The 18,240-nt window shown below is 58.4% G+C and carries 17 protein-coding genes; 2 read left to right on the forward strand and 15 right to left on the reverse strand.

The genetic code is table 11. The features are described 5' to 3' along the window. Positions 1-55: 55 nt before the first annotated feature. The 6 genes from QMO80_RS07365 to rffA all read right to left on the reverse strand — a co-directional run bounded on the left by QMO80_RS07365 (position 56) and on the right by rffA (position 6,087). Positions 56-1,507, reverse strand: a complete 1,452-nt coding sequence (locus QMO80_RS07365) for an FAD-binding oxidoreductase (protein WP_283199491.1) — start codon at positions 1,505-1,507, stop codon at positions 56-58. A 29-nt stretch (positions 1,508-1,536) separates the two neighbouring features. Next, positions 1,537-2,301, reverse strand: a complete 765-nt coding sequence (locus QMO80_RS07370) for a TylF/MycF/NovP-related O-methyltransferase (protein ID WP_283199492.1) — start codon at positions 2,299-2,301, stop codon at positions 1,537-1,539. 37 nt (positions 2,302-2,338) lie between these two features. Beyond that, positions 2,339-3,280, reverse strand: a complete 942-nt coding sequence (locus QMO80_RS07375) for a glycosyltransferase family 2 protein (protein WP_283199493.1) — start codon at positions 3,278-3,280, stop codon at positions 2,339-2,341. Between the two features lie 91 nt (positions 3,281-3,371). Next, positions 3,372-4,082: a WbqC family protein gene (locus QMO80_RS07380; RefSeq protein ID WP_283199494.1), complete on the reverse strand. Its 711-nt coding sequence runs from the start codon at positions 4,080-4,082 to the stop codon at positions 3,372-3,374. Continuing rightward, positions 4,079-4,891 (reverse strand): bifunctional 2-polyprenyl-6-hydroxyphenol methylase/3-demethylubiquinol 3-O-methyltransferase UbiG, encoded by an 813-nt coding sequence (locus QMO80_RS07385; RefSeq protein ID WP_283199495.1) that lies wholly within the window; start codon positions 4,889-4,891, stop codon positions 4,079-4,081. Before QMO80_RS07385 ends, QMO80_RS07380 begins: the two co-directional genes overlap by 4 nt. Before the next feature lie 68 nt (positions 4,892-4,959). After that, positions 4,960-6,087 (reverse strand): dTDP-4-amino-4,6-dideoxygalactose transaminase, encoded by a 1,128-nt coding sequence (gene rffA, locus QMO80_RS07390; protein WP_283199496.1) that lies wholly within the window; start codon positions 6,085-6,087, stop codon positions 4,960-4,962. A 440-nt stretch (positions 6,088-6,527) separates the two neighbouring features. On the opposite strand from rffA, the gene QMO80_RS07395 reads away from it, so the two are divergent. Further along, positions 6,528-8,162, forward strand: a complete 1,635-nt coding sequence (locus tag QMO80_RS07395) for a hypothetical protein (RefSeq protein ID WP_283199497.1) — start codon at positions 6,528-6,530, stop codon at positions 8,160-8,162. Between the two features lie 91 nt (positions 8,163-8,253). Here the strand turns inward: QMO80_RS07395 and QMO80_RS07400 are convergent, their stop codons facing one another. Further along, the gene (locus tag QMO80_RS07400; RefSeq protein ID WP_283199498.1) at positions 8,254-9,609 is read right to left on the reverse strand and encodes a hypothetical protein; all 1,356 of its coding nucleotides are present in this window, start codon (positions 9,607-9,609) and stop codon (positions 8,254-8,256) included. Between the two features lie 243 nt (positions 9,610-9,852). On the opposite strand from QMO80_RS07400, the gene QMO80_RS07405 reads away from it, so the two are divergent. Beyond that, positions 9,853-10,074, forward strand: coding sequence for a hypothetical protein (locus tag QMO80_RS07405; RefSeq protein ID WP_283199499.1), 222 nt, complete (start codon positions 9,853-9,855; stop codon positions 10,072-10,074). Between the two features lie 27 nt (positions 10,075-10,101). Here QMO80_RS07405 and QMO80_RS07410 read toward each other — a convergent pair whose 3' ends face one another. The 8 genes from QMO80_RS07410 to QMO80_RS07445 all read right to left on the reverse strand — a co-directional run bounded on the left by QMO80_RS07410 (position 10,102) and on the right by QMO80_RS07445 (position 18,230). Continuing rightward, positions 10,102-12,096 carry a hypothetical protein gene (locus QMO80_RS07410; RefSeq protein ID WP_283199500.1) on the reverse strand — a complete coding sequence of 665 codons (1,995 nt, stop codon included), beginning with the start codon at positions 12,094-12,096 and terminating at the stop codon, positions 10,102-10,104. Continuing rightward, positions 12,096-12,494 (reverse strand): hypothetical protein, encoded by a 399-nt coding sequence (locus QMO80_RS07415; RefSeq protein WP_283199501.1) that lies wholly within the window; start codon positions 12,492-12,494, stop codon positions 12,096-12,098. The genes QMO80_RS07410 and QMO80_RS07415 overlap by 1 nt, the downstream gene beginning before the upstream one ends. After that, a complete protein-coding gene (locus QMO80_RS07420; RefSeq protein ID WP_283199502.1) occupies positions 12,491-13,495 on the reverse strand; it encodes a tail fiber domain-containing protein in 1,005 nt (334 codons plus the stop codon). Before QMO80_RS07420 ends, QMO80_RS07415 begins: the two co-directional genes overlap by 4 nt. Beyond that, complete coding sequence (locus QMO80_RS07425; protein WP_283199503.1) at positions 13,461-13,877, reverse strand: GNAT family N-acetyltransferase; 417 nt, start codon at positions 13,875-13,877, stop codon at positions 13,461-13,463. The genes QMO80_RS07420 and QMO80_RS07425 overlap by 35 nt, the downstream gene beginning before the upstream one ends. Beyond that, entirely contained in the window at positions 13,874-15,697 is a 1,824-nt protein-coding gene (locus tag QMO80_RS07430) for a hypothetical protein (protein ID WP_283199504.1), read from the reverse strand. The genes QMO80_RS07425 and QMO80_RS07430 overlap by 4 nt, the downstream gene beginning before the upstream one ends. Beyond that, entirely contained in the window at positions 15,694-16,401 is a 708-nt protein-coding gene (locus QMO80_RS07435; RefSeq protein WP_283199505.1) for a hypothetical protein, read from the reverse strand. The genes QMO80_RS07430 and QMO80_RS07435 overlap by 4 nt, the downstream gene beginning before the upstream one ends. A gap of 237 nt (positions 16,402-16,638) precedes the next feature. After that, positions 16,639-17,202, reverse strand: a complete 564-nt coding sequence (locus tag QMO80_RS07440) for a hypothetical protein (RefSeq protein ID WP_283199506.1) — start codon at positions 17,200-17,202, stop codon at positions 16,639-16,641. 242 nt (positions 17,203-17,444) lie between these two features. Next, positions 17,445-18,230 (reverse strand): hypothetical protein, encoded by a 786-nt coding sequence (locus QMO80_RS07445; RefSeq protein WP_283199507.1) that lies wholly within the window; start codon positions 18,228-18,230, stop codon positions 17,445-17,447. Between the last annotated feature and the right edge of the window lie 10 nt (positions 18,231-18,240).

The raw sequence follows: 18,240 nt of genomic DNA on the forward strand, positions 1-18,240 counted from the left end.
CTACGGTTGTGATGACTACAGCGGACAGGCTGCCGCGCGCTAAAGACGTCGTCGATCATGGAATCGCATGTCCGTAGCGATACATGTCAAGCATCTCAGGCGGTATACCCCAGTCTTTGGCGCCGATCTGATCGTGCAGACGTTCCACCGCGTCGCGCATGTTTGCCTCGACCTGTTCCGGCATACGGCTCGTCGCGGGCGAAAATCCGTGCTGGTAGGCCGCGCTCATCTGGTGGCGGACTGCCTTCGCGACAGCCTGATCCCGCGTCATGGTCCGCAATGGCTTGCGACTGGGCGCAAAAAACTCATAACCCTCGTCCACAGCTTCGCCGTGCAGCATCTTGGCCATCACCTCGCAAATCAGTGGAGCGAGATGGAACCCGTCTCGCTTTGTTCCTGTGGCAGCGAAAAGATTGCCGATCGACGTCTGTCCGAGCAGCGGGTAGGTGTCCTGGCTATTGGGGCGCGCGCCAACGTTCACACGGATCAGGTCGGCCCGGTAATAGTTGCTGTTAATCTGTTTTATGGCCCCGTTGAGCAGGCCTTCGATGCTCGTCAGCCGGCCATGCGCGTGGAGCTGTGGCGCAATGAAGTTGCTGGCTCCGACGAGCACATGATCGTTCGGCTCGTTTGGCCCCTGAAAATAGGGCGCAGCATACAGGCCACAAGCCAGACCGCGGTTAGGGGTGCGGATGACATGGGAGAGTGCATCATCTTGGCTGCGGATTTCTATCGATGTGCCGATGCCATAAAAGATGCGCTGCATCAGGTCCGGCAACCCGCTGCGATCCAGAACGTCCCACGCCGTTGCCCCGGTGGCCAGAACAAACTGGTCGCCTTCGACCTGTTGGCCCGACATCAGAGTGACATGAGTAATTGCCCCATTCGCATGGTCGAAACGGTCGACACCTTCGTCGATAAAGCGCACACGCTCCGCTCGGCGCAGCGCACCCTCCATCTTCTCCAGCATGAGACGCGGATTGAACCAGCCCTCGTTGTGAATGAAGACAGCGCGGCTGGCGCGGTAACGCTGGTGCGGCTTGTAGTGGGGAATGTCTTTCGGCGAAATAACGTCGTGCTGCTCGTTGAAATCGACCAGCGCAGCGAGGATAGCGTCGAAATTGAGGTCGTCGAGATCGTCGGCAGCGTTGTTGTTGACAACGTAAGTTCCGGATTTGAAACATCCACCACCCGCGCATCCCTGACAGGCGGAGCAACCACGGGGAAGTGCGTCGCCTGCTGCATCGATAAGCGCCTGCTCGAAGGCTGGCCAGAGGCGCGTCGCCCGATGACTCATCTCAAATCGAAAGAGATCGACATCGGTATCGAGGCCACCATGCTCAATTTCCGCGAAGGAATTGAGCATCGCCGCCGCGGCAAGCGTCGCGGATCCTGGGCGTTGCGGCGGGCCGACCACAACGATCTCATCCGAAGCGCTTGCGCGCCGCAGCAAGCCGAACGCAATCGACAACCCCACAACGCCGTTTCCCAGCACCACCCGTTTCATGTCAACTCCAAGCAACCGTAAGATACGATTCAGATCTTCTTCAAATAACAAAGCCCGGGATAGGTCGGGCAGCGATGGAGACTGTGGCCGTACTTGCCGATAATGTTTTCCGCATAAACGCGTCCTTCAGCCGGAATGACATTTCTGGTCAACTGCCAGAAAGCGGCAATGCCGCCCGGCACCATCCTCTGCCAAACAGCCTCGAAAGCTTCGAGCGACGGCTGATAAGAATTTACATCGAAAAAGGCGAGCGCCACAAATTCATGGGGATTTTCAGAGAAATGTTGCGGGATAGTCTCGCGGCAGTTCCCTTTAATCACCTTGTGCTTGCCGAAATTGTGTCCCATGGCGTTGGATTGCTCATGCAGTTTCAGCAATTCATCGAGATAGCCGGCATATTCCTCGCCTCCGACGCCATAGGTGCCGTCGCGATGCAGTTCTGACGGAGCATCCTTGTCGGAGAAGCCGACATAGCCCTCGAACGTGTCGAAACAGGCAATCCGACGATTGAGATGCAGAGGTTCGTAAATGGCCCGTAGGTTCTCGCACAGCACGGCTGTCTGGCCGCGCCATGTGCCAATATCCAGGATGGAGCCGGGAATATCGACGATCTGTACATAAATATCCCGGATCGCCAGAATACGCGCCAGCAATGAACCACGTAGGAAAAGACCGGGCGAACGCTCTTTTTCCTCTGGCGTTGCAGGATAGGTCTTCTGCAATTCGAATATCTTGTGTCTTGCGTCGATGCTGGTGGAAGGTGAATAGCTTATAGAGGTGGATTCGTGCGACATGATCTATCTCTGATTTTTGGGTAAGCAGCGGGTATTTCTATTTCCAAAATCTGTCCTTGATAATATAGAGCGGACGATTTTGAACTTCCTTGAAAATCTTCCCAACGTAAAAGCCGACAACGCCCAAGCAAATCAGCTGGACACCAACCGCAAACAGGCCGATCGCGGCAAGAGACGTGAAGCCGGGTTCGATATTGGTCAAAAACAAGCGCATCACCACAAGCGCCACGCCCATCATTGTACCAAATGCACTAAGGAGCAGCCCCAGCGACATCACGATCATCAGTGGGCGCTCGGAAAAATACAGCAGTCCATCAAGCCCCAGCCGCAGCCGTGACCAGAAATTATAGGACGACCTGCCCTTTAGTCGCGGCCGGTGGGCGATGCGCGTATAACGCGGCGAGAATCCCATCCACTGGTCAAGACCTTGAGGAAACCTCGTTTTTTCTGTCAGGCCATTGTAAGCATTGGCGTATCGGCGGCTCAGCACACGCAGGGGAGACGTGTTCTGCGGCGACTCGAGACCGGTCATGATTCGAAAAAAGCTATAATAGAGCCGAGCGGTCATGCGATTGATTAGCGGGCTTTCCCGTTGCTCGTACTGTCCGATCACGATGTCCGCCTTCGTCGCCGTCATATGTTCAAGCAATGTCGGAATTTGGTCCGGATGGTCCTGCATATCGACGTTCATTCGGATGACTACATCACCCGTGGCCTCACGGAAACCGCAAGCGATGGCAATGTGCTGCCCAAAATTCCTTGACAGGTCGATGATCCGGACGAAATCGAACTTGGCCTGCAGCGCAAGCAGCAGCTCAAGGCTATTGTCCGGGCTGCCATCATTGACAAAAATCAGCTCCAGGACCGCCTCAAGATCCTCGCGCCCTGTATATGCACGCATGACTCGCTGGATTTCTACGCACAGGTCATCGGCCAAATTGCCATCGCGATAGATGGGCACCACGATGGAGTAATTCACGGCTTGCGCCCCATATATGCGCGGCCAATCTGCTCCGCTGCAAAGCCATGTCGCCAAGCGTCTCCAGCCTTGCAAAGGAAAGTCAAACGAGTCAACATCCTGCTGCTCCCTGTTGCTGTCCGGGCATGGCCGTAAGTGCACCCCCATGCCCGTTCAGAATAGGATCAATGATGCTGACTTGCCCGTCAAAAGCGCCGTGAAGCTGCGTGTATTCCGGATAGGGGCCGTAACTCATCCACTCCACCGTAACCCCCGCATCCCGAAACATGGTTTCGTCCAAATACACTTTCGCAGATGGACCCGACAGATAATGTGTTGCTCCAGCCGCAAGACAGGTCTCGAGGACCCGCGCACTTCGTGTCCCGCGCGGAGAGTAGATTCTGTCGCGGGTGATCACAACTTCCAACTTCAACATTTCGACGACATGCCTGAGGAACAACTCATTGACCTCAGTCAACAGCTGCAGTTTCTCGGCCTGCTTGTACAGCGATTCGATAAGAGGCAGAAAATCTCTGGCGACCGGTGCCGTCTTATAGGCCTGACGGATCTGGGAAAAATGTGCCTGAGCCCAATCTCCCTTGATTTCAACATCCTCAATGGGTTGCCCGAGCCTGTCGCTGGTCATCACAGGAATGGTCATCCAGCGCGTGCCCGTTGCGGTCTTGATCTTGTTTCGATTGTGCCAATGGCCCTTGCTGTAGGCGACCTGATCATAAATGATGTATTCATCGCAGCGGCTAATCAGGTCGAAGAAGCCACGCCAGGGAACATAAGATGACTGTATGATCGCGACGCGTTTCATGGCCGCGTACCTGCAGACTTTCTTGCCACCACGAAACGCGATCCCCCGGCCGGCAGGCGCACTCCGAGGCGGATGAGCTGTCGTTCGCAATCCAGCAATATCTCGAACGACCTGTCCACGAACCACGGCAGTTGCAACTCCCGCGCCGGATCATGATCCTTGGAGCGACTGCGTGTGGAGCGCTGGAGCGCGAAAACCGGCAATAGGCTCGTTACAAATGATGTCGAGAAAATCACCTCAAGACCGGCGACAGCACACTTCTGCTCCAACTCGCCGCGCCGGTAGCGGCGTTTGTGGAAAGCCAGATCATCGTTGCGGCTCCAAAGGCCGGGGTGTTGCGGAACAGCCAGCAGCACTCCGCCGCCCCCCTGCAGGGCCTGGGCCATTTGCTGCAAGACCAGCCCATCCTCTTCGATATGCTCAAGCACGTCGAACGCACAAAGCAAATCGAACTCCTCACGAAAAGGGATGTCGCGCGCATCCATCTGAAAGAGTTGCCCCGCCCCTTTCAATCGCTCGTGCGCGTAAGGCAAGCCGTTTAGATAGATCTCACTGCCGCATAGGACCGCATGCGGAAGAGCCTGGCGCAAAGCCGTGAGGACGAAGCCCGTGCCGCATCCCACTTCCAGCGCCCGTTGGCTGCTGGCAAAATATCGCCGCACAAGATCTGTGATCAGGCGGTTTCTGGCTCGAAACCAGAAGCTGCCATGCTGCAACGCCTGAAGCTGTTCATGTGAATTGCTCGCCATGCCGTCATTTTCACGGGCAAGTGTGGGCGCAAATGACAGAAAACCATCTTCCAGAGGCACTAGCGTGTCACATTTGGGGCATCGCCAGATGTCCGCCTCGTACACGGCATCACACGCCAAGCAACGTTTCATTGCGCAAGTTCCAGAACCCGACTGGCGACGCGGGCGATAACTGCCTGGGTCAGGCCGCCATGCAGAGGCAGCCGAAGCAGAGTATCGGCCGTCTCATTGGTGACCGCCATTGACGACCCCGTTACTCCGTATCGTTCACCGGCTGGCGACGAATGCAGAGGAACATAATGCGTAACGCCCCCTATGCCTTCCGCCACCAATTGTCGGCGCGTCTCTTCGCGATGTTCGAGATTCGTAAAGCGCACATGATAGATATGTCCGTTATGTGCAGCGTCGTCCGGGATTTCAGGAAGGCGCAACCCGTTATTGCCGGCCGCTTTGAATATTGCGTCATAGGCATGCCACAGCGAAAGCCGATGCCGTGTCAGTTCTTCGGCATACTCAAGCTGGGCCAGAAGCACAGCAGCCACCAAATCGGATGGCAGGAAGGAGGACCCCATATCCTGCCAGTCGTATTTGGCCACTTCGCCGCGAATGAACTGGGAGCGATTGGTGCCCTTCTCCCGGATGATTTGCGCTCGCTCGACGAGACCGGGATCATTGACAATCAGGGCCCCACCTTCGCCAGAGACAACATTCTTGGTCTGATGAAAGCTCAAAGTGGCCAACTGGCCGAATGTTCCGAGGGCCCGACCTTTCCAGGAAGCTAGGTAAGCCTGGGCCGCATCCTCCACCACAGCCAGTCCATGGCGCCAGGCGATAGCCAAAATAGGCTCCATCTCGCACCCCACTCCGGCGTAGTGAACGACGAAGATTGCCTTGGTTCTCGGCGTAATGGCAGCCTCAATCAGCGTTTCGTCGATATTGAGCGTATCGCCACGAATATCGACGAATACCGGCACAGCTCCGCGCAGCACTACTGCATTGGCCGTCGACACGAAGGTGAACGACGGCATGATAACCTCATCCCCCGGCTCGAGGCGGAGAAGCATTGCGGCCATTTCCAAGGCAGCGGTACACGAGTGGCACAGAAGCGTACTGGCGCCGTAGACCGAGTCCAAATGCGCATGACATCGCTTTGTGAAGTTTGCATCGCCGCCCCACTGGCCCGAGAGAAGGCATTCGTTGAGATAGAGCGCCTCCTTCCCGATCAAGTGAGGCAATGCAAAAGAGACACGATTCATTCACCAACATCCGAAGCAGCGTATTGCGTCAAAGGCTCGATAGCAAAAAAGCCCCCGCGTTGCGCCTCTAATTAAATTATAATCCACATAAGACAAGCGATATTCCGCCAGGACCGCGGACATGGGTCACAACGTTCGGTAGGATACATTTTTCTATTAATAGAACCGCTAGGTTCGCAAATTTATATTGAAGAACCATTCGGTTTGCAAATAGTGGCTTAACCGAAGCCATTTATTAACCGCGCAAGGTCCGGCAATCAAATCACGCGCGCTGCTATGCATTTATCCGCCGATCCCATTTATTGGATCAACCGTCATCTTCGATGGCTCATTCGACTTTGGTGTTGGCTGGAAACACAAACAAAGACCGAGCCCACAAACGCAATGCCGACATTTTGTGCAAGAATGGATGTCCCTTTTTGTACAAGGAAAGCCATGAGATGCCCGACATTAAAAGACTTTTAAAAAGATCTGAATTGCAGATATTTCTCGTTTACACGGGTGCGCACCTTCCCATCTTTCTATTATCGGAAGCACGATATTGGGACGACTGGAGCCTTTCTGGTGCGAGCAAAGAAATGCTCGTTTCTGTTTTTACTCAGGCCGGCTTTCCCCTTCTCGGATATTACCATTATGCTGTTCAATTGATCGGCTGGTGGTTTTACGCTTTTTCAACCTTTGCGCTCGGTTACCTCATAATTCATGTATTCTATCTTATCCTGAAGGCTTTCGATTTCTCAAAATCTGACGCAACGGCGCTGTCGCTTCTTGCAGCAGCTTTACCTGTTAACTTTGCCAGAATTGCCGCAATAAACAATCCAGGGCTGCTTTTTCTACTGCTATTTGTTTTCGCGTTATATATTTTTGTAATTTCTGTGATTAATAAAAACCTATATACAGAGTACCTTTCTTACGTCTTGTTTATTTTTTCATTTCAATTCAATGCTCTTATACCTCCGTTTCTACTGGTTTTTTTCATCGCTTCGTTCCTGTTTTATAAGAAGACTGACACCTCAGCAGGTATAATTCATTACGGAAACTATCTAAAAAAAATCACACATCTTATAAAGAGAACGGGGGCAATTATGCTCCTGCCCTTCCTATACGCCTTAATACAACATTTTTTATTCAAGAAAACCGGCATGTTTGCCGCCAGCTATAATGTCATCAACATCAATTTCGGCGGAATACTATCGGAAGTCAAAGTCGTAATTATATATTTATTCCCATACGAAGGTATATATATTGGACCATCGGTCACACTAACGATCCTTTTGGCCGCCTTTCTTATTTCCTACTTGATTAGACCAAATTCTACGGGCAGCGGCACGGAGGCCGAATGCAACGGAAAAGGTTTGGTAGGTATTGGGGTCGTGCTATTGGGTCTGGGAGCCTCGGCCTATGTCTTGGTCGGGAAGGAGCCCTCCTATGCGCCTTGGATGGCGACCCGCTTTCAAGTGCTGCTTCCGTTTGGCGCCGCCTTTTCTACCCTGGGTCTTTTAAAGATCATCTGCGCCGTTTTTCCGGCTGAGAACCCCAATATACGTCATCGGGTGAATGTGGCCTCATTTGGTGGCCTGATAGCAGTGTTCATTGTGAATTGGTGGTTTGTTTATGCCACTTTTTATGTCGACCACCTGCGCCAGGAGGCTTTTGCCGATACGATCAGGAACACCCCCTCTCTGCAAAGCCGTAATTACGTGATCCTTGACAGATCTGGCCTGAACGCATTCGATACAATGCCCGGAATCGGAGAATATGCCGGGCTGCATGAAGCCGCGACCGGGAAACACGATGCATTGATTTTGGATTATGACTCCATGACAGCATATGGCGGTTGGTCTGGATTTGTTGACAATTTTAAACGGTTCTTGGGAGCCTGGTCGAAAGTCGAAGACGCGGCGTTAGATGTCCCAGGATGCCTCTACATCGTTAATCGCGAACGCAACGTGCAAAGCACGTGGGCCTATGCAGTGAGTGCTTTTATTGTCAAGATAAGACATCCTGAAAACTACACGGCAAGGCACCTCTTGAGTTTTGATGGTCCTTATTGCCAGTCGCACCGGCAAATGTGACGTGCTCGCCGCGTCTAGGTTCTCTGCTCGATAGAAAAGAAAACCTGTCGCGTTATCAGCCTCAGGGATTCGTCTTTCAAAGCACGAACTCTTATACGCTTCTACCGCTTGGGAAATGGAAGCCATCCGTCCAGATCCACATGCTGCCGGCCGCACCCGCTACCAGCCGGATCTGCTTGCTGGTGTTCGTCCAGATCTCCGCTGAGCCTATGGCGTAATTGCTTGCAACTTGAACGGCACCGACGTTGCCGCCATCATTCACGATGCCCGCGACGAGTACGCCTTGCGCTGGATCCGAAAGCAATGCCGAATTGGTGGCCGACGAAGAGGTGAATTGGAACCGCAGCTTCGCTTTAACTTTCACCCCGTTGGGGACGGTTAAAGTTAATAAGGCAGATGCCGTTGAGACAGCTAAGCTATTCGCATCCTTCACCGGCGTAACGAAAGTATATTCGTCACGCGGGTACATCACGAATTGCCGGACGAGCGAGTTGGCATCGGTCAGCACCACGCCGATGCATTTGACGATGCTATAGCCGGTGAGCAGCGTTGTGGCGATGCCGCCGATCGTCGCCGAGGTCGAGAGAACAATGTCGAAAGACAGGTCTGCGTCCTTGCGCAAGGCATATGCAAAGTAGGTCGCATTCGCCGCAACGGCGCCGGCGTCGAGGCCGCCGGCGCCGGTGCCAGCCGCAAATGTTCCCGTCACTCGCTTCGTCAATGACGTTGCGCTGGAAACGAAGCTCGATCCCGTCCTGGCAGATCCTGCAGCAAAATCGATATGCGTATTCGGGCTGGCGCCGTTGTTGGAAAGGGTGAGCCCGACAATGAAATCGCCGACCGCCGAACTGTCGGCTTTGCTCTGGATCCTGGCGAAGAGCTTGTTGGTGAAGAAAGCGGCGCCGGAACAGATGATTTCGACGCTGTAACCGTCCTTGAGAATAAGCGTGGCTGCGCCGTCGATCGTCTCCGAACCGTTCGGGTCGATCGTCACATCCCCGCCATCGGCGATGACGCAATAGTGCCAGTTTGCACCGAGCGTTGCCGCCGCGGTCAAAGTGAGCGTGGCGGCCGCGGTAAAGCGATGGACGGCGTTATCGTCGGATGCGAGCGCGGTGTAATCGCCTGACTTCACCGCATAGACCAGATCCTGATCGAATGCGACCTCAACGCCGTTCTGGGCAAAGCCGAGCAGGCCGCCGCCTTTCAGATAGAGGCCGGTCTGCGGGGTCGAGGCGAAGCCGACGCCCGGCGCGGACACGGTTCCGCCTGCGGCCTTGAGCGGTGCGATCATCGGCGCCGAACCGTCGCGCGGCAGCGAATTGGTGATTTCGTTGCCGAGGTCGGTGGTCAGCGCGTTCCACGGCGCCGGGTCGATGACCTGGCCGACGGAAGGTGTCGTGCCGGCGGGTTTGGAATAGACGCCGGTGGATGGATTTCTGGGCATTTACCTTGCTCCGAAATGAAAAGGCCCCGCGATTGCGAGACCCTATGTTCTGTAGTACCGGTTGCAAAATTTCGGGGATATTGAGATGCGTTCCAAGCTTGTCGTTGTTGCTGCCTTTCGCTCGTGCTGACCTCTTGCCAGGACAGACCGATCGACGAGCTGTCTTACTCGGAGTTGAAGTCTCTCTCGCTCGAATTGCACAAGCGCTGCTGGGCTCGGGGCGTCAAGAGCGACACGCCTGAAATGAAGATGTGTCTACAGCAGGAGTTCACGCGTGAATCGTCGATCAGGAGCAACAATCTGCAGGCCAGACAAGCGATGGGGGAAGCGCTTATAGCAGGCGTGCAGGGTTACAATCAGGGACTGCAGCAGCAGCCGAGCTATCGGCCGATGAACTGCACCTCGACGCCGACAAGCACCTGGGTCGGCGGCCCAGTCCGTCAGGTCAGGACGTCCTGCTATTAGTGTGCCGCCGGCGCCGCCCCATTGAGTTTATTTACGCTTCTCGGTTGGCGGGAGCGGATAAGCCATTCCGCCACCCTGGAAAAGCGCATTGATCAGTAAACTGCGTTGCTGGTCGATGATGTTTTCGCGTCCCAGGCGCATGAGTGCCTCCATTAGCGCGTCACGCTGCTCACCGCGAAGTACACTCAGCGGAGCCACTTCGTCGGCTACGCGAGCTGCGTGGGCGCCTGCATTCTGCTCAAAGAGGGATCGCACAAGACGGCGAGCCGTCGTTAGGCCGAGATCGGTCCAGCTCTTATCCGTGGGCACTTCGGGAGGCTTGGATACCTCGCCGAGATACTTCTCGAACCCAGCCTCCCTTGCCATGTCGGCTGCGCTGGTTACACCATTTTTCGTCTTGGAAAAAAGAGCTTCACGATCGATGGCATTGAGTGACGCATCGGCATTTTCAGGCCCGAACATCATTCCCAGTTTTTCGCGGTTCCAGTCGCCATTGCCGCGAATAAACTTGCGCAGCGCGTTCATATCACTGGCTTCGGTTCCAACCGCCCGATAGATGTCGCCGAGGGTTCCCTGCCGCATGCGCGCCGACTCCGCAGAGGCCCCAATCAACGTACCCTGCGGTTCGGCACCCGCCACCAATTTCTCCTGAAGCTCTACGGGGTGCATGGCGCGCGGCCCATCGGCGAGAACGGACTGCCCCTGCAGTAAGCCCTCCCTTTGTCGGCCCAATTCGTCAAATTGCGCGTCGAGCCCCTTCACGCCGGAGGAAAATCGAGCATCGATCATCCCGCGAACGCCCTTGAGGGTCTCGATGACTTCAGTATCTTTGGCAACTTCCAGAAGCCGATCGATTGCGCGGCGTGTTTCGTACGCTATGGCGGGGTCGGAAGAGACGGTGTCTTTCCCAAAGTCATTGAGCATGCTCCTGATATTAAGCAGGTCGCTCTGTTCGCCACCGCGCCGATATGGAATCAATCTATCGAGTCGCTCCGCAACTGGCTTAAAGTCGCGAGGTGGTTGGCCCATAACCATCGGACGGTACTGACCTTGCACCTGCGCCTGGCTGGCTTCTAGTTCCCTGTCGATCGTGGACGGAACCGGATCCGGCCCAAGATTTGTCTCGAGGTCCGACTTCAGACGGCTGCCCGCCGTAGAGCCACGTTCATTCAGCGGTCCCACGACTTTGCTCCGCGTGGATTCCCGGGCGACACCGGCCTTGGCCGCGCCGAGCCATTCTGGCAAGACATCTGCCGGCATCGCCTCCGACCCGAACTTGTCGAATTGGTCACGAGCCGCAGCGAGCTTATCCGAACCAGAAACTTTCGCGAGCCAATTGCGAGAATCCCTCGCCAGGTCTGCAAGCATGTCGCGCGGCGGCTTTGAAGCTAATTCCTCTCCGAGGAGTGCGCGCGTGAGAGCCTTAGCGCCCCGCGCGGTCGCTTTGACACCGGCTCCGATAACTTCCCCCGCAAAGGGGCCACCCAATCCAAATAGCCCCCCCTCTAGTGCACCCCATCGAGTTTTCTCAGGATCGCCGTCACTTCTGACGGCGGCGTCTGCGGCACCAATACCGCTGCCGGTTAAGCCCGATACCAACGAGCGCATCAACATGCTGCCCCCACCAGCGCCGAATAATTCAGGCGCAGCAAGTACTGCTGGTACAGTGCCAACCACGCCGCCCGTTATCTGCGCAGTCTTGTCGATTCTAGGGTTAGCCTTCTTTTCTGCTTCATCTCCTTCGTGAAGCCGTTTGAGTAGGTCATCGTAGTTTTGACCAGTGAGACCAGCAGCAATCGCTGCTGGGAGCTGGTTTAGCCCTTCGCGGATAATTGGCCCAGCGATTGGAATTCCCTCAAAAAGACCACCAGCGGCGGTGTGAATCATTGACCCAACGTCGTCGGCTTGCTCTGGAAGACCGCGCGAAAGCTCATCCACGATCCTATCCTGCTCTTCCGGAGTCAGATTCAAAAAGCTCTCGTCGACGGGGACAATATGGCCGTTAACCTTGATCGTCGCCATTATCGTTCAATGCTCCATGTGGATCGGTTGGACCTCGTATTTGGGATCGGCGTCGCGCCCGCCCTCGAAGTGGTGCGCATCTCACGGTCGGAGACCGGAATCTTGTTGCCGTCAAACAGCGACGACAGGAAGCCGGACGACTTTGCCGGCGAGGCGGAAGGCATTGACGTCGGCACGGCGTTACCCCCGGCCGTATCAGCCTGCTGCTCCTCATCCTGCTGCCTAATTGCCAGTCCGCCCATCAAGGCCTGCGCCAGCTGCGCCACCCCTTGCCAGGGGGATTGCACCGGGCTTGCATCCATGCCCTGCTGCAACATGGCGTAGGCCAGTTGCTTGCGCTTGTCGTCGATGTCGCCCTGGGTCCGGCCGGTATTGCCGGCGAAGATCGTTGGGATCATGCCACTGCCCTTTCGTAGAAGACGCGGTCGAAGCCGTCGGCGTGTTCGAACACGGCGTCCGGATGGGTCTTACGCACATCGTCGGACATCAGGCCGATCTGGGTCGGGCCGCCGTCCTTGTAACGGAAGGCGTAGACCGGCAGCCCATTATCCAGAGTGCCGACGCGCCGAATGTCTTCCTTCAGCCGGCGGTCGGATTTCGCCCAGCCGCCAAGGAGTGTTCCGCCGAGGCCGAAGAGGCCGCCCATCGCGGCGTTCGACTGGGCGACCTGGCGGTCGTAGAGGCCCATTTTCTGGTTGAAATTATCGTTGATCAGGCCGGCCTGGTCGACGTTCGGCAGTTGCGTCGTCGGGGTGTTGACGTAGCTCGGCTGGTGGACCTGCGATCCCGACATCAGCGCCGAAATCTCGTTCAGTGGCTGGTTCCGCTCGGTCAGGATCGAATTCTGGGCATTCGAATACATATCGCCGAGATACTGGTCGGAGGCGGCCTGCTTGCGCGTGGAAAAATCGCGCATGGCGTTGTCGTAAGCCGCCGAGCCCATCGAGATGCCCTTGTCGGCCAGGCTCTGGTCGAGGCTCGCCTGATCGCGATCCCACTGGTTGTTGAAGCCGGACTGCCAGTGATCGTTGACATATTTGTCGACATTGCCGGCGCTCAGATCGACGTTGGTGCCGAGGATGCCTGAGATCTTGCCGGTCTGGTCGTTGGCGAGCCTGGCGAGGCCGAGCTGGGTCTGCTGCGTCTGGTCGTAGATCGCCTGGTTTTCAGGCGAATAGGTCTGATAGGCGGAATAGACCGGCAGCTCATATGTCTTGCCGGTCTGGTCCTTCATGATGCTTTTGCCGGTCTGCTTGTATTCCAGCGAACCATCCGGCGTGTACTGGTTGGTGTGGCTCAAGCCGGCATTGGCAATCGCCGTATCGACGTTGGTGGCCGTCTGTGCCGCCGCGGTCTGTGTCGGATCAGGCGCCTTCGGGGCCTTCGGCGTGGAGACCATAGGGGAAATCCTCCTTCATGATTGCGTAAAGCAGGCCGTCGCACTCGCCGAAATAGGCTTGCTGGCGGCCTTCCAGCCGGGCGCCGAGCCTTGCGAGCATCGTCTGGGCGTCAAGATTGTCGGCCCGGGTCCTGGCGGTTGCGCGCCGGCAGCCGAGCTGGTGCACGACGTAGTGAAAGACCGATCGCATCAGCGTCCGCGTCAGCCGGTCGGCGGCAAGCGAGACCTCGACGTCATGCGCGGTCCAGACATTGAAGACGAAGCCGGCGATGATCCGGCCGCGGTCGACATGGGCAAGCGTGGTGTAAGGCGGGTCGAAGCTGACGCCGATCCGGCCGCCGACCCAGGCCGCGATTTCCTCGCGCGGTTCGGAGACGATCAAATCGGCGTGCCCTTTTCATAAAGCACCGAGCCGCCGACGACGGCGGCTTCCGAGACCGAGCCTGAGGAGCCGGAGATCAGCGCGCGGATCGTCGGCGCCAAGGCCGAGCCGGCGCCACCGGCGGAGGCGAATTTGCGCACCAGCGAAACGCCGGGGAATTTCGAGACGCCCCAGACCGCCGTTCCCCATTTCGCCGCCGCGTTGTTTTCGACCGAGGACAGCAGCGCTGTGGGAATCTTGGTCTGGTAATCCACCGAGATCCCGCCATACATCAGCGAGGAAACGCCGATCTGCGCCGTCACCCCGATCAGCTTCGAGAGCTTGGTCGAAAGCCCGTCGCCATAGCGGCTCCAGGCGCCGACCATCAGCGCGTCGATCGCCACGCCATTGTCGTTGGCGCCGACCTCGGCCTCGTAGACCGTGCCGTCGCCGGCGCCGAAGAACAGCCGGTCCTGCCAGCTCGCCCAGCAGGAGGCCGGCATGCCGACGAAGCGGCACCAGGCGCCGGTTTCGGTGTTCATCACATACTGATAGGGGCCGAAGGAGGACGGCAGGTTGACGATCGCCATCTGCCGCGCGGGGAAGCTCGAAAGCTGCCACTCCTCAGAGGTCGTGCCTGATGCCGCCACCGTCTCGCGCCAGGTCGGGCCGATCCTCGCGGTAATCGCCCCGAGGCTGGTGGCGCCGCGGTCGAGCTGCACCGCCTTGGTGATCGGCACGATGCCATCGGTCGTCATGATCGCCAGATCGGCGCCGACAGATAGCAGGCATCGGTCGCTGCCGAGCGGCCGGCCGAGCTTGAAGGTGCCGATCAGGCCCCAGTTCGAAACACTCGAGGGATCCGAGCCCTGGAAGACGATCACCTCGCCTTCCGAGGAGATCAGCACCAGGCACTGCTGCAGGCCTGTCGAAACCGGGATCGTCCAGACGTTGATCGCTACCAGCGTGCCGCCATATTTCATGTTGCCGCCGACCGGCAGCACCGTCGCAGCACCACTGACGGCGTCGGTTGCGAGGTACCAGACATTGGTCGAGTTCTTCTCGATGAACCACAGGCGTGAACGATAGGCGGTGACCGCGATCAGCAGCGACGAGTCCGATATGCCTGATATCATCGTCGAGGAAACGTAAGGGGTGGCGGCCGCGCCCTTTTCCAGCTGCGCATTGGTGACCGTTCCCGTCACGGTGACGACGAGCGTGCCGGCCGCCGGCGTGAAGGCAAGCGACACGCGGTTGTTGACGCCGGTGCCGTTCAGCGTACCTGAGAAGGCGCCGGAGAGCGTGACGGAGCCGGTGCCGAAGAAGCTCAGCGTATAGGGCGTGTTGCGGACGGCGACGTTCTGGGTGGCGAGCACGGCCGTGCCCACCAGAAAATTATTGGTCCAGGAGGTGCCGTTGAAGAGCAGCGGCGTGTCCAGGCCGTTGACCAGACGCAGGAATTCCTGGCCGGCCGGGTTGGTGTATTGCTGCACCGACCAGTGGGCGCTGGCCATGCCCGAGACGACGGGGGCACCGACAGCGCCACCCACCGTCACATCGAAGATCTTGTCGCCGGCAGCGGCAAACAGCCTGTTGCTGACGCCCGAATAGGGGATGACCGTCTGCACATCGCCGCCGAGGCCGGTGGAGAAGGCGAGAAAACCATAGCGGGCGCGGACGCGGTTGGCCTCGGGAAAGAAATTGTCGAGCTGAAACGCCGCATCCGCGGGCATATCCGCCATCTCGACATCGGTTCGCCAGCCGCCGATCGGCGCGATCCAGTCCTTGCTCGGCGAAACGCGGCCGGTGCGCCCATTCGGAGGGACAGGTCTGCGGGTCATGGATTTGCCACCGTGATCGTGCCGGGCCAATAATTCTCGGGCGCCCCGTTCCTCGCCGGCAACGAGAGATCGAGGGGGCTGGCGGCGCGGTCGGCGCCGATCGCCGCTTCCTTGGATCGCTCGAAACCGGCAAGCTCCTCGCCGTAATCGAGGCCCTTGGCCCGCTTCCAGCGCCAGATCAGCGAGAGTTCGAGGAGGTCTTCGGGAAGACGGGCGGTATCGGTGTCGTTGGCCCAGGTGCCAGCCGTCGCCGCACCGCCATTCACCGCCACCCAGAAGCCGGAGATATAGGCATATTCGATCATCTCGCCGGCAACGTTCGGGTAGATGTCGAGCTTGCCGCCGGCGATGCGCCAGATCTGCGGCACCGGGTTGGCGTTGAGGATCGTCTGGCGCTGCCAGCTCTGCGGCTCGACGGGGCCGTTGAGCTGCCAGAGGCGCGCGGCATTCCAGATCGTGGCATTGGCGGCGAAGCGGTTCCAGTCGGCGGGCGGCTCGGCCGGCTCCGGATTTGCACCGGTCGCTGCGAATTGCCGCCGCACCATCAGCGCCGACCAGTCATGCTCGCGCATCAGGTCGCGGCCGGCGCGGGTGGAAAGGATGCGCAGCTGCATGATCTGCGGATCCGCCGAGGACATGACGGCCGTCGGCGGATCGAGGTCGATTTCCGCGCAGACGTTCTGAATGATGGTCAAGAGCGACATGCGGGGTCTCCGGTTCAGAGCGGTTGCGTGGATGAATTTGCTTGACGGTTGTGCCGTGCAGCCTCCTCATCCGCCCTACGGGCACCGACCGGGGTTGAGCCACTGGTCTCAACCCGTCCTTCGGACCCCCGCTGGGGAGAAGAGGGAATCGACACGTCGCGGCATACCCCCTTCTCCCCAGCGGGGAGAAGGTGGCCCGAAGGGTCGGATGAGGGCGCCGCTTGCGTTAGGCCTTCTTCAGGCTGCTTGCCGACCGCGGGACTTGCTGCCGCTTTCGCTTTCGAGCGCCTCGAAGCGCGAGGCCATCTCCTTCATCTGCTCCTGCAGACGGGTCACCTCATCCTTCAGCCGCTCGTTTTCGGCGGCAAAGGCGGAGGCCGCGCTGGAGTTTTCGGCGGTGGCGAGATAGGCCCGGGCGGCGGCGGTCAGCTCGTTGGCGCCCATGCCGATCTTCTGCTTGGCGGTGTCGGAAAGGGCGGCGAGCTGTTCGACGGTATAGATATTGACCGCCTCCAGCTCCTTGATCTGACTGGGCTTGAGATAGGGCCATTGGGCCAGCGGCGTGCCGGTCAGCTGCTCACGGGCCGCGGCCCCTTCCTTGAACCGCTTATAGGCGTCGGCAAAGCGCTGTTTGTCGTTGTCGGTCACCTCGCGGTAGACCTCGGTGTGCTTGTCGCCTGCAATGAAGATGCGGACGAATTCCTTATCGGCAAAGATCGGCCGGCCTTCCTTCTCGGTCAGAAAGGTCTGTTCGACCGGTTCGAGGCTGAAGGAGGCATAAATTCCGGTGTTGTCGGGCATGTGCTGGTCTCGCTGTTGATGGCGGGGAGATGGAATGGGCGTGGGAAACGCCTGCTGTGATGTCGTGCAGATGTCGGCCCCTCACCCTAACCCTCTCCCCGTAAAAACGGGGAGAGGGGACGTGCCCTGCGAGAGGTCTGTGGGGACGGAAAGCTCGCGGCTTGCTCCCTTCTCCCCGCACGCGGGGAGAAGGTGCCGGCAGGCGGATGAGGGGCACGCCAAACGTAGAAAGGCCGACGGCTTTAGTTCACCTTCGACAGAAACGGCCGCATCAGCGTCGCCTCGAGCACACCCGTCGCGGTGACGGTAATGCCCGTGCCGTTGGCGGTGGCCGCAGCCGAGAGCGTGATGCTCTGCACGACGCCGTTCGGGCTGTAGGTGATGCCCGCAATCGTCGTGCCGCCTGCAATGCCGGTGCCGGAAACCGCCGCGCCGATGAACGGGCCGGAACCGGCGCTGAGCCCGGCAATACCCGTCAGCAGGTTGGAGCCGTTGACCGTCGTTGCCGTAAACGTCTGGTTGGCGGCGGCAAAGTTGACGTTGGCGATCGCCTTGGTGGTGGCGGTGGCCGAGGCAGGCGCACTTGCCTGGCCTGCGGTGGTGGTGGTTTCGGCAACGACGAGGGCCGCCGTTGCGGTCGCCACCTGCGACGGCGCCTGGCCGTTGCGCTGCAGCCAGATATAATAGGTGCCGGCGGCAAGGGTGATGGCGCCGACCGGGCCGCCGGTCAGCGTCGGCGGCTGGGCGGCCCCGGAAAAGACGCCGCAGCGCTGGCCGACGACGGCCGCCGCCGTGGTCAGCAGCGAAGCGACGTAATCCCGGGTCCACTGGAACCACTGACCGGGCTGAAGGGTCGTCTGCGAGGCCAGCACCAGCTGGCAATAGACCCATTCGGATTCACGATCGCCGCCGGCAATCGCGCCGAGGGCGAAGTTCGGACCCGGGATGCCGGATCCAGCGACGATCGGGCCTTCGACGACGAACGGGTTCGTGCCAAGACGATCGGTCTGGGAAGTTGCGATAGTCATGGAGGTGATC

Origin of the sequence: Rhizobium sp. BT03 (genome assembly GCF_030053155.1) — a bacterium.
Taxonomy (GTDB): Bacteria; Pseudomonadota; Alphaproteobacteria; order Rhizobiales; family Rhizobiaceae; genus Rhizobium.

Coding starts and splice junctions, on each gene's coding strand:
- QMO80_RS07445 (WP_283199507.1), bottom strand. CDS start 18,230: ATGACTATCGCAACTTCCCAGACCGATCGTCTTGGCACGAACCCGTTC.
- QMO80_RS07395 (WP_283199497.1), top strand. CDS start 6,528: ATGCCCGACATTAAAAGACTTTTAAAAAGATCTGAATTGCAGATATTT.
- QMO80_RS07380 (WP_283199494.1), bottom strand. CDS start 4,082: ATGAAACGCGTCGCGATCATACAGTCATCTTATGTTCCCTGGCGTGGC.
- QMO80_RS07410 (WP_283199500.1), bottom strand. CDS start 12,096: ATGGCGACGATCAAGGTTAACGGCCATATTGTCCCCGTCGACGAGAGC.
- QMO80_RS07440 (WP_283199506.1), bottom strand. CDS start 17,202: ATGCCCGACAACACCGGAATTTATGCCTCCTTCAGCCTCGAACCGGTC.
- rffA (WP_283199496.1), bottom strand. CDS start 6,087: ATGAATCGTGTCTCTTTTGCATTGCCTCACTTGATCGGGAAGGAGGCG.
- QMO80_RS07415 (WP_283199501.1), bottom strand. CDS start 12,494: ATGATCCCAACGATCTTCGCCGGCAATACCGGCCGGACCCAGGGCGAC.
- QMO80_RS07365 (WP_283199491.1), bottom strand. CDS start 1,507: ATGAAACGGGTGGTGCTGGGAAACGGCGTTGTGGGGTTGTCGATTGCG.
- QMO80_RS07405 (WP_283199499.1), top strand. CDS start 9,853: ATGAAGATGTGTCTACAGCAGGAGTTCACGCGTGAATCGTCGATCAGG.
- QMO80_RS07400 (WP_283199498.1), bottom strand. CDS start 9,609: ATGCCCAGAAATCCATCCACCGGCGTCTATTCCAAACCCGCCGGCACG.
- QMO80_RS07370 (WP_283199492.1), bottom strand. CDS start 2,301: ATGTCGCACGAATCCACCTCTATAAGCTATTCACCTTCCACCAGCATC.
- QMO80_RS07420 (WP_283199502.1), bottom strand. CDS start 13,495: ATGGTCTCCACGCCGAAGGCCCCGAAGGCGCCTGATCCGACACAGACC.
- QMO80_RS07435 (WP_283199505.1), bottom strand. CDS start 16,401: ATGTCGCTCTTGACCATCATTCAGAACGTCTGCGCGGAAATCGACCTC.
- QMO80_RS07430 (WP_283199504.1), bottom strand. CDS start 15,697: ATGACCCGCAGACCTGTCCCTCCGAATGGGCGCACCGGCCGCGTTTCG.